The organism is Flavobacterium sp. PL12 (genome assembly GCF_039123485.1).
GTDB classification, from domain to species: domain Bacteria; phylum Bacteroidota; class Bacteroidia; order Flavobacteriales; family Flavobacteriaceae; genus Flavobacterium; species Flavobacterium weaverense.
On record NZ_JBANDI010000022.1, the window covers coordinates 58179 to 71814 of the forward strand.

The 13636-nt window shown below is 32.5% G+C and carries 12 protein-coding genes; 3 read left to right on the forward strand and 9 right to left on the reverse strand.

Annotation, left to right across the window (positions count from 1 at the left end; all coding sequences use genetic code 11):
- Window positions 1-282 precede the first annotated feature (282 nt).
- The 6 genes from RCH19_RS11140 to fahA all read right to left on the reverse strand — a co-directional run bounded on the left by RCH19_RS11140 (window position 283) and on the right by fahA (window position 7498).
- Window positions 283-1419, reverse strand: coding sequence for an aminotransferase class III-fold pyridoxal phosphate-dependent enzyme (locus RCH19_RS11140; RefSeq protein WP_343023282.1), 1137 nt, complete (start codon window positions 1417-1419; stop codon window positions 283-285).
- Window positions 1420-1509: 90 nt separating this feature from the next.
- Window positions 1510-2487, reverse strand: a complete 978-nt coding sequence (argC, locus tag RCH19_RS11145; RefSeq protein WP_343023283.1) for an N-acetyl-gamma-glutamyl-phosphate reductase — start codon at window positions 2485-2487, stop codon at window positions 1510-1512.
- Window positions 2480-3673 (reverse strand): argininosuccinate synthase domain-containing protein, encoded by a 1194-nt coding sequence (locus RCH19_RS11150; protein WP_343023284.1) that lies wholly within the window; start codon window positions 3671-3673, stop codon window positions 2480-2482. The genes argC and RCH19_RS11150 overlap by 8 nt, the downstream gene beginning before the upstream one ends.
- Before the next feature lie 132 nt (window positions 3674-3805).
- The gene (locus tag RCH19_RS11155) at window positions 3806-4423 is read right to left on the reverse strand and encodes a GNAT family N-acetyltransferase (protein WP_343023285.1); all 618 of its coding nucleotides are present in this window, start codon (window positions 4421-4423) and stop codon (window positions 3806-3808) included.
- Between the two features lie 473 nt (window positions 4424-4896).
- The gene (locus RCH19_RS11160) at window positions 4897-6081 is read right to left on the reverse strand and encodes a hypothetical protein (RefSeq protein WP_343023286.1); all 1185 of its coding nucleotides are present in this window, start codon (window positions 6079-6081) and stop codon (window positions 4897-4899) included.
- 133 nt (window positions 6082-6214) lie between these two features.
- Entirely contained in the window at window positions 6215-7498 is a 1284-nt protein-coding gene (gene fahA / locus RCH19_RS11165; RefSeq protein ID WP_343023287.1) for a fumarylacetoacetase, read from the reverse strand.
- 108 nt (window positions 7499-7606) lie between these two features.
- Between fahA and glyA the strand changes: the two genes are divergently transcribed.
- Both glyA and RCH19_RS11175 read left to right on the forward strand, forming a co-directional pair.
- Window positions 7607-8881, forward strand: a complete 1275-nt coding sequence (gene glyA / locus RCH19_RS11170) for a serine hydroxymethyltransferase (protein WP_343023288.1) — start codon at window positions 7607-7609, stop codon at window positions 8879-8881.
- Between the two features lie 113 nt (window positions 8882-8994).
- Window positions 8995-9588 carry a tRNA-(ms[2]io[6]A)-hydroxylase gene (locus RCH19_RS11175; protein ID WP_343023289.1) on the forward strand — a complete coding sequence of 198 codons (594 nt, stop codon included), beginning with the start codon at window positions 8995-8997 and terminating at the stop codon, window positions 9586-9588.
- Window positions 9589-9621: 33 nt separating this feature from the next.
- On the opposite strand, the gene RCH19_RS11180 is transcribed toward RCH19_RS11175, so the two are convergent.
- Window positions 9622-10191 (reverse strand): pentapeptide repeat-containing protein, encoded by a 570-nt coding sequence (locus RCH19_RS11180; protein ID WP_343023294.1) that lies wholly within the window; start codon window positions 10189-10191, stop codon window positions 9622-9624.
- Window positions 10192-10269: 78 nt separating this feature from the next.
- Window positions 10270-10704 (reverse strand): DUF6526 family protein, encoded by a 435-nt coding sequence (locus RCH19_RS11185; protein ID WP_343023290.1) that lies wholly within the window; start codon window positions 10702-10704, stop codon window positions 10270-10272.
- 226 nt (window positions 10705-10930) lie between these two features.
- Here RCH19_RS11185 and RCH19_RS11190 point away from each other — a divergent pair, with 226 nt between their 5' ends.
- Window positions 10931-11974: an NAD(P)-dependent alcohol dehydrogenase gene (locus RCH19_RS11190; protein ID WP_343023291.1), complete on the forward strand. Its 1044-nt coding sequence runs from the start codon at window positions 10931-10933 to the stop codon at window positions 11972-11974.
- 479 nt (window positions 11975-12453) lie between these two features.
- On the opposite strand, the gene RCH19_RS11195 is transcribed toward RCH19_RS11190, so the two are convergent.
- Window positions 12454-13077, reverse strand: coding sequence for a hypothetical protein (locus RCH19_RS11195; RefSeq protein WP_343023292.1), 624 nt, complete (start codon window positions 13075-13077; stop codon window positions 12454-12456).
- Window positions 13078-13636: the final 559 nt, after the last annotated feature.

Consider the following 13636-nt stretch of genomic DNA (forward strand, 5'->3'; position numbering starts at 1 on the left):
TTGTTTATCTATTTGGGCGTGACCCTCATTTTGCTTTGTCGTTCCTTCTCGCAATTTCGAGTCGGGCTATTCTCTGCAATCTTTTTTATTAATTTCAGCTAAAGCTACAATCACTAAAAAAGGATTTTCGCTGCTATCCCTCACGCAAAAAAAAATTTTTTCACTTCTGAAAGTTCCAGACTTTTAGAATGTGTTTGACTGCTTTAAACTTATTTTTATATTCGATTATATATCTTTTATCACTGCTTCAAAGTCAAAGACTTTACGCAGCAAATTTCTGATTTACTTTAATTCAGCTACACTTTCTTTTAAAGCTTTAATAAAAGTGTCTAGTGCTTCTTTGTTGATTGTCAATGGCGGAAGAATTCTTAATAAGTTTTTATTGTTGGCGTTTCCTGTAAAAATATGTTTGTCTACAATCATTTTTTTACGAAGTGCACTTACGTCAAAATCAAATTCGACACCTAACATTAATCCTCTTCCTTTTACTTGAATTACCTCAGGAATTTGTTTGATTGCTTCTAAAAAGTAGGCGTAAATTTTATTTACGTTATCCATTAATTTCTCGCTTTCGATCACATCCAAAACTGCTATTCCAGCAGCACAAGCTAAATGGTTTCCACCAAAAGTAGTTCCTAAAAGGCCATAACTCGCTTTGAATTTTGGAGCAATTAAAATGCCACCAATAGGAAATCCATTTCCCATTCCTTTCGCTAAGCAAATAATATCTGCTTTGATGTTATGATGTTGGTGTGCGAAAAACTTTCCACTTCTTCCATATCCAGATTGCACTTCATCCAAAATCAAAACTACATCGTAAGCCATACATATTTTTTCCAATGCTTGAAAAAATTCCGTTGTTCCTTGGTCTAAACCACCAACACCTTGAATTCCTTCGATAATAACAGAAGAAACGTCTCCTTTTTTCAGTTCGGCTTCTACCAGAGCTATATTATTCAATGGTAAAAAGGTAACCACTTGTTGCGCATTTATGGGTGCGACGATTTTTTTGTTATCGGTAACTGCAACTGCTGCCGAAGTTCTTCCGTGAAATGCATTATCAAAAGCAATCACACGCGATTTATTATTGTGAAATGAAGCTAGTTTCAAAGCGTTTTCATTGGCTTCAGCCCCAGAACTACAAAGGAATAATGTATAATCCTCTAAACCTGATAGTCTACCTAATTTATGTGCTAATTCTAACTGCAAAGGATTCTGAATCGCATTAGAATAAAAACCAATATTGTCCAATTGATCTTTTAGCTTATCAACATAGTGTGGATGTGTATGACCAATGGAAATTACTCCATGACCACCGTATAAATCTAAATATTCAATTCCTTTTTCGTCCACAATAGCGCAATCTAGTGCTTTTACAGGAGTAATATCGTATAATGGGTAAACGTCAAATAAGTTCATTATAAATTATTTTAAATGTTGAATTATGAATTTTAAATGAATCGCTTTTTTAAATTTAGAATTTAAAATTTATCATTAAAAACTGAAAAATTAAAAACCTGATGGCTTTAAATGCAATCCTGTGCTTTCGTCTAAACCAAACATTAAATTCATGTTCTGTATCGCTTGTCCCGAGGCTCCTTTTACTAAATTATCAATAATTGAAGTAATGAGTAAGCAATTGCCTTTTTTCATCAAGCTAATAATACATTTATTTGTTTGTACTACTTGCTTCATGTTGATGCCAGTTGTAGTAACAGTTACAAAAGGTTGATCTTTATAAAAAGCTTCATATTTTGCTAGGATTTCTTCTAGACTTTCTTCGACTGTAGTGTATAAAGTGGCAAAAATTCCTCTGGCAAAATCTCCTCTATTAGGAACGAAAATTAGTTCGTCTGTATAATTTGCTTGCAGTTGATTGACACTTTGGTTTATTTCTCCCAAATGTTGGTGATCAAAAGCTTTGTAATGCGACATATTATTCGATCTCCAACTAAAATGTGTCGTTTCAGAAGGCGAAACTCCAGCTCCAGTACTTCCGGTTGTAGCATTAATATGGATATCGTCTTTCAATAACTTGGCTTTCGCCAAAGGCAATAACGCTAATTGAATAGCGGTTGCAAAACAGCCTGGATTTGCAATAAACTGGGCGTTTTTAATAGCTGTTTTGTTCAATTCCGGAAGTCCATAAACGAAAGATTTTCCTTCGAATTCTTTGTCTTTAGTTAAACGGAAATCATTTCCTAAATCAATGATTTTAGTATGACTTGCAAATTGGTTTTGCTCTAAAAATGATTTCGATTTTCCATGACCCAAACACAAGAATAACACATTTACGTTTGGATTTACGGTATCAGTAAAATTCATTTCGATGTCGCCCAACAAATCATGATGCGCTACCGAAAGTGGTTTTCCAGCATTTGTAGTACTGTAAACAAAATCAAGAATAGCATTTGGATGAAACATCAATATTCTGATGAGTTCGCCCGCAGTATATCCTGAGCCACCTATTATTCCAACATTAATCATAATTTAGATCGTTTACTGATGAAAATATATTTTGAGCATTTCCAAGAATTTTGATAAATCCCTTAGCATCGTCAGATGTCCAAGCATTATTCATCTCCCCATATTGACCAAAACTAGTATTCATTAAGTCATTTTCAGATTCAATTCCGTCAAGTGAAAAATGATATGGTTTTAGAGTTACTGTTACTGTTCCATTTACTGTCTTTTGAGTATCCTCAAGGAAAGTTTCAATATTTCTCATAATTGGATCAAGAAATTGACCTTCGTGAAATAACATTCCGTACCAGTTTCCTAGTTGTTCTTTCCAGTATTGTTGCCATTTACCTAAAGTATGTTTTTCTAATAAATGGTGCGCTTTGATGATAATTAAAGGAGCGGCTGCTTCAAATCCAACTCTTCCTTTGATTCCTATAATAGTATCACCTACGTGAATATCTCTACCGATTGCGTAAGCATTGGCAAGCTTTTCTAAAGCCACAATATTGTTAGAAGGTTTGTCTTTTTTACCATTTACAGCAATTATTTCCCCTTTTTTAAATTCTAATGTTACTTTTTCTTCGCCTTCTTTTTGCAACTGTGAAGGATACGCTTCGTTAGGAAGTGCCTGTCCAGATGTTAGAGTCTCTTTTCCACCAACGCTAGTTCCCCAAAGTCCTTTATTTATAGAGTATTGCGCTTTTTCCCAAGAATAATGAACTCCATTTTTTGCTAAATAATCTACTTCTTCTTGTCTAGATAATTTCAAATCACGAATAGGAGTGATGATCTCTATTTCAGGAGCGATGGTTTGGAAAATTAAATCAAAACGGATTTGGTCATTGCCTGCGCCAGTACTTCCATGAGCAATAGCGCTAGCACCAACAGATTTTGCATATTTAATAGCTTCCATTGCTTGAAAAACACGTTCAGCACTTACTGATAATGGATACGTATTGTTTTTTAAAACGTTTCCATAAATTAAGTACTTAATAGCTTTATCATAGTATTTATCTACAATAGTCAAATTTGTATGTTGTGCACTTCCTAATTCGTATGCTCTTTCTTCAATAGCAGTTAGTTCTTCATCATCAAATCCCCCAGTATTTATAAGAACGGTGTGAACTTCGTATCCTTTTTCATTCTTTAAATATTTTAGGCAATAAGACGTATCCAATCCTCCACTATAAGCTAATACAACTTTTTTCATGATTTTATTTTTTTTCTCTGCCTTCGTAATTTTTAAAAATCTCTGATTAAGAGATTTAAATGTGGGCGGAGTATTATTAATTATTTTTTTCTCTTTCAACTCTCTTTGTATCGACGAGTATTGTGAAGAGTATTAATCTTCTAAAAACAAAGCTTGTTTTATTTTTTTCAAGCGATTCCAAATCCGGACGTTGAAAGCATGTTTAGGCGGATCTTTAGGTTTTTCTTTTGGATCATAAAGCATTCCGGTACACAAACACATTTTGTTATCCTTACTTTTTAAAATATCGTAATTAGTGCAGGTTTGGCATCCTTTCCAAAAACTGGGATCAGTTGTTAATTCAGAAAAAGGAACAGGTTTATAACCTAATTCAGAATTAATTTTCATTACCGCTAAACCAGTAGTAATTCCAAACACTTTAGCATTGGGATATTTTTTAAGAGAATAATCAAATACAAACGACTTAATTTTTTTTGCCAATCCTAAATTTCTAAAATCTGGATGTACTATTAAACCAGAATGAGCTACAAATTTGCCATGTTGCCAACATTCGATATAACAAAAACCTGCAAATTTTCCGTCGATTAATGCAATAACAGCATCGTTGGTTTCCATTTTTTTCTGAATATATGCAGGAGTTCTTTTAGCAATTCCTGTTCCTCTTAATAAAGCAGATAATTCAATGGTATCGCATATTTCTTGCGAGTATTTATAATGTTCTTCCTGAGTTACACTGATAGATATGTTCATTTCAAGAGATGAATTTTGAGTTAGAGAATGTAAAATTAAATTGATTCTGAAATGAATTTACCAAACAACAAAATCCAGTTAAAACAACATTTATTGTAAAGCAATAAATATAATTGAAGCAAAATAAAAATATCGTAAGATTAGTTTTTGGATATAATGATCCAAAACAAAATAGGGTTGAATTCAAAACGAGAAAATGAAAAATGAATAAAAATATTACAGATTACTATTGGATACTATAGTTATAGCGTCCGTACTTCGGGTGAAGCCGTAGGTCTGTTTGTCCGTGAGATAGGAGTTATATTTATATTGTTGTTATTCATCGAGACAAAAGTACACTTTTTTTTTAAACGCAATAACAAAATTGATTTTTGTAACATAATTTTGTCACATTGTTCAATACCTCTAAACAAAAAAAGCTCCTTGATGTTTTATAATTAAGGAGCTTTATTACTATTTATGGTATTTAACCACTAATTTCTAAATCTATTTTGCGTGATAATACTTTTAATTTTTGATTTTAAATCCTCGCCAGTATCGTAAATCATTTGTTCTGTACTAGGAAAAACTACTGCTTTTCTATCAAAATAAGAGTAATAATTATCATCAGATGCTCGTCTATCTCCTTTATAAGTGGCATAAATATTCTCAAATATATATTCACTAGTTATTGGAAATGTTTTTAATAACTGATTGCTTCTATAATTTACATAATCAATTTTAGCTGTGATTTGGCATGATTTAAATTGTTTGAATTCATAAATACTCGCATTTACTGTTCGAAGATTATCCACCATTACAACTTTTCCATTAACATCGAAGACTTCTTTACCATTAGCATCAATCAGTTTCTTAGATCCGTCTTTAATAATACGCTCCTTTGAAAATTCTCTCTCTTTTATTTGTTCTGCTGAGATATAAATATTTCTAAAATTAATCATCAAACCGTAATCATAATTGATATTTTTCAGCTTATTACTGTGATATACCGTCCATTTATCGTTTAATCCTAGCGTGCTAAAATCCAATAAATCGTTTTGCAGACGAACTGGAATAATCATGTTAGTTTCATTTTTAGTGTAAACTAGTACATAATCAGATCCTTTAAATAATGATTCTTCTAGAAGTTGTTTTACATTTTTATAATTTGGATTTATTTTATTTAAATATTCCAAATCATCATAAGCGTTTCTAAAGTTCATTTTATCACCGCTTGCCATTAATTTTTTCGCATTAGCGAATAAGTAAGCTGACAAAGCATTTTTGCTATCTATTATTTGGTCATTATAATTTTCGAAAGGAAATATCGCATTTCTACCTTCTTTCAACAATCGTAATGGAAGTATCGGCTTGATTTTTTCTTGGCGTTGGTTTAATTGTAAATAAGTATTGTACATTTTTTCCAACTGCGTAGGATTAGCATCTTTAGCCAATAGACTAATCATATTTAAATCTCGTTCTTTTGCTTTGGCGAAAGCCTCTTCTAACAAGTAAACATAATCTTGTTTTCCTTTTTTATCTTTATTAGTTCTTAAGTTCGGAATCGCATTATCAATTGCTTGGTCGTAATTACCTGAGCTTAATAAATTCTGTGTTTGCTTCACACCACATGCCGAAAAAAGAATAAAAAATGATAATAAGAGTGTAATTTTTTTCATAAGCTGCACTATTTATGTAATTAAATTTAGTTTTTTGGTTGCTCATTATTTTTCTAAAAACCAAAAATAATGCCAAAAAAAAACCTAACAAAAATAGAATAATTGTTAGGTTTTATAAGTATAATCGTATTTTTTATTTTCGAACAAATGTTGGTAATAATTTGCTTGAAACTTCACCAAAACCTATACGAACATTTTCGTTTTGAGAATATCCTTTCATAATAACAGTATCATTATCATTTATGAATTTACGTTCTGTTCCGTCATTTAATTTAAGTGGATTTTTTCCTCCCCAAGTTAGTTCTAACATCGAACCAAAACTTTCTGGAGTAGGACCTGAAATAGTTCCTGAACCCATCATATCGCCAGAATTAACACGACAACCGTTAGAAGTATGATGCGCTAATTGCTGACTCATTGTCCAATACATATATTTGAAATTAGAACGAGAAATCACTGTTGGTTCAGCCTTTTCGGGTTGGATTGCAACTTCTAAATGAATGTCAAATGAGTGTTTTCCTTTTTGCTGTAAATAGGGAAGTGGAGTAGGCTCTTGTTTAGGACCTTTAGTTTTAAAAGGCTCTAAAGCGTCCATAGTAACAATCCACGGTGATATTGACGACGCAAAACTCTTCGCTAAGAATGGACCTAATGGTACATATTCCCATTTTTGAATGTCTCTTGCGCTCCAGTCATTTAGTAAAACCATACCAAAAATATACTCTTCAGCTTCGGTTACTAAAATATTTTCACCCATTATATTTACATCCGTCGTAATAAAGGCAGTTTCTAATTCGAAATCCACTAGACGGGAAGGTCCAAAAACGGGACTTGTTTCGCCATTTGGTAACGTTTGCCCCATTGGTCTGTGAACCGGAATTCCAGATGGAACAATTGTTGAGCTTCTACCGTGATAGCCCACAGGAATGTGAAGCCAGTTTGGTAAAAGTGCGTTGTCTGGATCACGAAACATTGTACCTACATTAGTAGCGTGTTCTTTACTTGAGTAAAAATCAGTATAATCACCAATAAGTACTGGTAATTGCATTTCAACATCTTCCATGTTGAAAATTATAATTTCTTTATCTTTCTCGTTGTCTTGTAACTTTGAGTTTTCTACGTCAAAAAGTTCTGCAATTCTGTTTCGAACTAAGCGCCATGTTTTTTGGCCGTCTGAGATGAAATCATTCAAAGTATCTTGCATGAACATATCGTCTGTTAGTTCGATACCTTCAAAATAATTCAATTGTTGTAAAGCACCTAGGTCAATTGCAAAATCGCCTATTCGGGTCCCTACCGTCACAACATTTTCTTTTGTAAGAAAAACTCCAAAAGGTATGTTTTGTATGGGAAAATCACTGTTTAAAGGCACTTCAAGCCATGATTTTCTATTTGTATCGTTAGCTGTTATCGGCATACTCTGTTAATTATTTTGTTAAAAAATTACTCATCAAATATATTATAATCTAACTATTAACCAAACGTTTTTTCGTATTTTTGCATCAAATTAACGAAAATCAAAAAAATGCAACGCGACGAACAAATTTTTGACCTTATTCTAGAAGAACAAGAAAGACAAATTCACGGATTAGAGCTTATTGCTTCAGAAAACTTCGTAAGTGACGAAGTAATGGAAGCTGCTGGTTCAGTTTTAACTAACAAATATGCTGAAGGGTATCCTGGCAAAAGATACTACGGAGGTTGTGAAGTAGTTGATGTTGTGGAGCAAATTGCAATTGACAGAGCCAAAGAGTTATTTGGTGCTGAATATGCAAACGTGCAACCACACTCTGGATCTCAAGCTAATACTGCAGTTTACCATGCATGTATTAAACCAGGAGACAAAATTTTAGGGTTTGACTTATCTCACGGTGGTCACTTGACTCACGGTTCTCCAGTAAATTTTTCAGGACGCCTATACACTCCATCTTTTTATGGTGTAGATAAGGAAACTGGATTGTTGAATTATGATAAAATCCAAGAAATAGCAACTAGAGAACAACCAAAATTGATTATTGCAGGAGCTTCGGCTTATTCTCGCGATATGGATTTTGAGCGTTTTAGAGTAATTGCTGATAGTGTAGGTGCTATTTTATTAGCTGATATTTCTCATCCTGCTGGGCTTATCGCCAAAGGTTTGATGAATGATCCTTTACCTCATTGTCATATTGTTACAACTACAACTCACAAAACTTTACGTGGACCTCGTGGTGGTTTAATTATGATGGGGAAAGATTTTCCAAATCCATTTGGTTTAACTACTCCAAAAGGGGATGTAAGAATGATGTCTTCATTATTAGATTTAGCTGTTTTCCCTGGAAATCAAGGTGGTCCATTAATGCACATTATCGCTGCTAAAGCTGTTGCTTTTGGCGAAGCATTAAAAGATGAATTCTTTACTTATGCTTTACAATTACAAAAGAATGCAAATGCTATGGCAGATGCTTTTGTAAAAAGAGGATACGAAATTATCTCTGGAGGAACTGACAACCACATGATGTTGATCGATTTAAGAAATAAAAACATTTCTGGGAAAGATGCTGAAAATGCTCTTGTAAAAGCAGAAATTACAGTAAATAAAAATATGGTTCCATTTGATGACAAATCACCATTTGTTACTTCAGGAATTCGTGTTGGTACTGCAGCAATTACCACTCGTGGTCTTGTAGAATCAGATATGGAAACTATAGTTGATTTAATCGATAGAGTTTTAGTTGATCATACTAACGAAGACGTTATTGAAGCGGTTGCTAGTGAAGTAAACGAAATGATGAGTGAAAGAGCTATATTCGTATACTAACAAATAGTTCAAAATTTTTAAAGTCGAAAGTCAAAAGCTTGAAAAAGACACTAATCTGTTCTTTCTTGCATTTGATTTTCGACTTTATTATTTATAAATTTAAGATTAAAACTATGTCTGTACTAAGATTAAAATTACCAACGGATCCTAGATGGGTGAATATTGTAGAAAAAAATATTGAAGAAATATTGACGGATCACGCTTGGTGCGAGCAAAAAGCAGCTACTAATGCAATTACGATTATCACTAATAACTCTGAGCATCAGGATTTAGTTCAGGATCTTTTGGCTTTAGCCAAAGAAGAAATTGATCACTTTGAACAAGTTCACAATATTATCATCAAACGCGGATTAAAGCTGGGACGCGAACGCAAAGACGATTATGTAAATGAATTGTATTTATACATGAAAAAGAACGGTAACGGCAGCCGAGTTTCTAGTTTAGTGGAACGATTGCTGTTCTCTGCAATGATTGAAGCTAGAAGTTGCGAGCGCTTTAAGGTACTTTCAGAAAATATTCAAGACGAAGAGTTGTCTGTTTTTTACAGGGATTTAATGGAAAGTGAAGCGGGACATTATACTACCTTTATTACTTACGCTCGTAAATACGGAATTGGAATCGACGTAGAAAAAAGATGGCGAGAATGGATAGAATTTGAAGCATCTGTAATCGCAAATTACGGAAAGAGCGAAACAATTCATGGATAATATTTAATAGTTCAGTAATTAGAACATATATAATTATTGAACTATAATATCATGTTTGTATAGTAATCCTTTTACTCCGTCCAATGAAAAAACAGCTTTCTTAATTTTAGTTTTGGTTGGATCAATGGTGTAATTGTAACTAGTTTGAAAATTAGCTTTATTAGCTATGGCTTTGGCAAACTCACTTCGATATAAATCGCAGTTATCAAAAACAACTTCGGTCAAATCGGTACTCATAAAATCTACTGCAACAAGACTGCAGTCAGTAAAGGAAGTTCTTTTAATTTTTAAAGTGTAGAACTTAGAAAAATCTAATACACAGTTATTAAATGCGATTTCGAAAATTAGCTTATCACACATTGCAAAATTGACATCTTTGATTTCGCAATCATTAAAAAACACGGTTCTAAAAGCAACATAATTAATTTTTGCTTCGCTAAAAACACAATTGTTGAAAGTACAATCTATAAATGTTACTGCAACAAATACGCATTGTGAGAAATTACAATTTGTAAAAGTGCAGCATTCAAATTCTTTAAAATTAACTTCCTCTTCAGTGTAAGTAATTTTGTCGTATTCAATATCTAGAAAATATTCTGGCATTTTGTATTTTTCGATTCCTAGCAAAGAAACAAATTCTAAAGTGCTGTTCAAATTAATCAGCAGAATTCTTCTCGAATATTAAACTCTTTCGTAATCGCCCTTCCAATTCTTAATTGATTTTTTGATGGTATCTCCTGATAGATTTTCTGTTACTGCTTTTTGCGTCAGTGCAGCGAGTTCTTCATCTGGAGCAAAACGTAATGCAAATAATTGGGAATCATCTAATGTATCTTCAATAAGTTCCAATCTATTTCCTGTTACAGCAAGATAACGGTATCTTAATTCAAGACGTACGATTCTATTTTGTAATGTTAATGCGTAATGTTGTCTCAACATAAAGGCAAGGCAAAAAAGCACTACAAAAATGGCACTTATAAATGACCACAACAATACATCTGCCGTTGTAAAAGCGAAATAAATGCTAAAGGACAGAAATGCCATTATAATAGGATAATAAACAAAATGATGCGGTGGATAAAAGCGAATGTGATTTTTATAAGATTGATCTTTCATGATTTTAATTTTTTTAAAGATACTGAAAAACAGTGAAAGCGGATTTATAAAGAAGGATATTCGTTTATAAAAAATTAAAACAATATATAGATTTTACTTTTTTTCTCGAAAAAAAATTATACGGCATGCTTTTATAATTAGCGTTCACGTAATATTATGGAAACATTATGAGAGCTAAACCACTATAAAACTTATAATTTCATAATTTTATTAAAAATTAAAAATTATGATACCAACTAAAGGATATGCAGTTCAGGATGCAAAAACAGATTTAGCTCCGTGGAGTTTTGAAAGACGAGAAGTAGGGCCACACGATGTGCAATTTGACATACAATTTTGCGGAGTTTGCCACAGTGATTTGCACCAAATAAAGGACGATTGGGGAGGAGCAATTTATCCAATGGTTCCCGGTCATGAGATTGTAGGGAAGGTTGTTAAAGTTGGAACCCATGTCAAAAAGTTCAAAGTTGGAGATCTTGCTGGAACTGGTTGTTTAGTGGATTCGTGTAGAACCTGCGATAATTGTAAAGAAGGCTTAGAACAGTTTTGTTCTAATGGAAGTACTGGAACTTATAATGCTTTAGGTCAAGATGGAAAAACACCAACATATGGTGGTTACTCCAATACAATCGTCGTGCATGAAGATTTTGTACTTCATGTATCAGATAAATTAAATTTAGCAGCAGTAGCACCATTGCTTTGTGCGGGAATAACAACGTATTCTCCACTTAGACACTGGAAAGTGGGGAAAGGACATAAATTAGCTGTTTTAGGACTAGGTGGTTTAGGACACATGGCTGTAAAATTCGGAGTTGCTTTTGGAGCCGAAGTCACCGTTTTAAGTACTTCTCCTGAAAAGGAAGCTGATGCTAAAAAATTAGGCGCACATAAGTTTATTGTCACTAAAGATGAAGAGCAGTTAAAAAGCGTGACTGGTTATTTTGATTTTATTTTGGATACTGTTTCTGCAGCACATGATTTGAATTTATATCTTTCTTTATTAGGTGTAAACGGAGTTCATATTTGTGTAGGAGCGCCTCCAACACCGTACCAAATTCATGCTTTCAGTTTAATAGGTGGTAGAAAAAGTTTAGCGGGATCCTTGATTGGTGGTTTGCCAGAAACGCAAGAAATGCTTGATTACTGCGCAGAATATGGAATAGTTTCAGATATTGAAATGATCGATATCAAAAATGTTCATGAAGCTTATGATCGAATGACTAAAGGTGATGTGAGATATCGTTTTGTGATTGATATGGCGACTTTGTAGTAAAATCAAATTCATATAATATAAAAAATAAAACGCTGCTGATTACTGCAGCGTTTTGCTTTTAATGATAGATTGATTTTAAATATATTTTGTGCTTTTTTATTCCAGACTTATATTGCATTTTGATAACAGCTCGATTTGTTGACTTTATTATCAAGATAATTTGAGTAGCAGGGTACTTTAAGTATTCGCAATCTGCTATACTACCAAATGACCGACTACCTTTTTTATACAAGATGTTTACTTATTGAATTAGTTATTTCTTCCCTACGCTTTGATTATTCTGTCTGTAGTTCCTTTTCACTGAATTGAACTTGGTTGGGTTCTTTTCGGCTTTTTAAGCTTTTACTTCGTTCAAATATTTTATGATAAAGTATCTTGTTTTCTTAACGCTTTTCGAGTAAAATTCTAATATTTGTTTTTTGTTTTTTGATTGTTACCGTGAATTCCATAGAAATTTATTTAGGATACTACTAACATTAATTTTTAATGCCAAATAATACTATTACTACTGATAATACAACCAAAAGCAAAACGATTATAAAAATAATTTTTAAAAGATTTGGTACAAATAATTTATCATTATAAATATTGCTGTAGAATGATTGGTAAAGGGAATATAGTGTGCCAAACAATAGCAGTATCGCGCAACTATATAATGGATATGAATTTTGTATTGGTGCGTTATGTACTAGTAAAAATGGCAAAGTTAGTAATGCAATCAATATACTAATTGAAGGACTGTATGTAATAGCTTTATCCCATATTTTGTCATTACCTCGCCAATTTCTACTTTCTCTGTCTTTGTATTTCTCTTCGTTTGTCAAAAGTAATTTGTATTCCTTATTCTTCTTAAACCACAGAATAATTCCAACGATTAAAAATGGAAGTATAGAAAATATAAAACATAAAAATAGTACTGGAATTAGTGATGTGCTAAAATCACTATTTTTTAATTGTTCCCAAATATTAGGGTTGAGCAAATGCAATACAATAGGGCTAAATAAAACTCCCAAAACAAAAAAAGTAAAGAGAAACTTATAAAAGCCAACAATCCCACTATATTTCTCCCATTGTGCTATGTTACTAAGTTGCTTTTTCATTTAATATGCTTGTTTATGAATTAGTTCGATTTTTTTTTGTGAATTATTTGTTTTAAGCATTCACATAGCTTCTCGCGACTTGCAAATTGGTGAACTTTGTAACTGATATCTTTCGATTACCGTAAAATTTCGTTGGAAAGTTAAAAGCAAATAAAGCGCGTTTGTCGCAATCTATGTAATCCGCTGCTAAAGCCAATGCTTACTTTTTTCTCTTTATTTTGTCTTAAATGATTTACTTAAAAAATAAAGTAGAGGTATAAAAATCAGCCCCATTGTCAATGGCAAAAACCAAGCTCTTAGTCCTTCTGTTTGTCCATTAGTGTGTCTTATTGTTTGATAAGCAATTAGTCCAAAAATGGCAACGATTATTACTTTTAAATACCTGATTAATCTTGTTGCATTTGTGTACTGTCTTACTGCGTTCTCTGCCGTTATGTATGTTGGATAATTAAAAATATGAGGAAATTTATTTAACCCGTTGGGTGTAATTAATTGATTTGTATTTTAATATTATTTATTGGTCTGTTAAATATGAACTTATTAATATATTGAATCATAG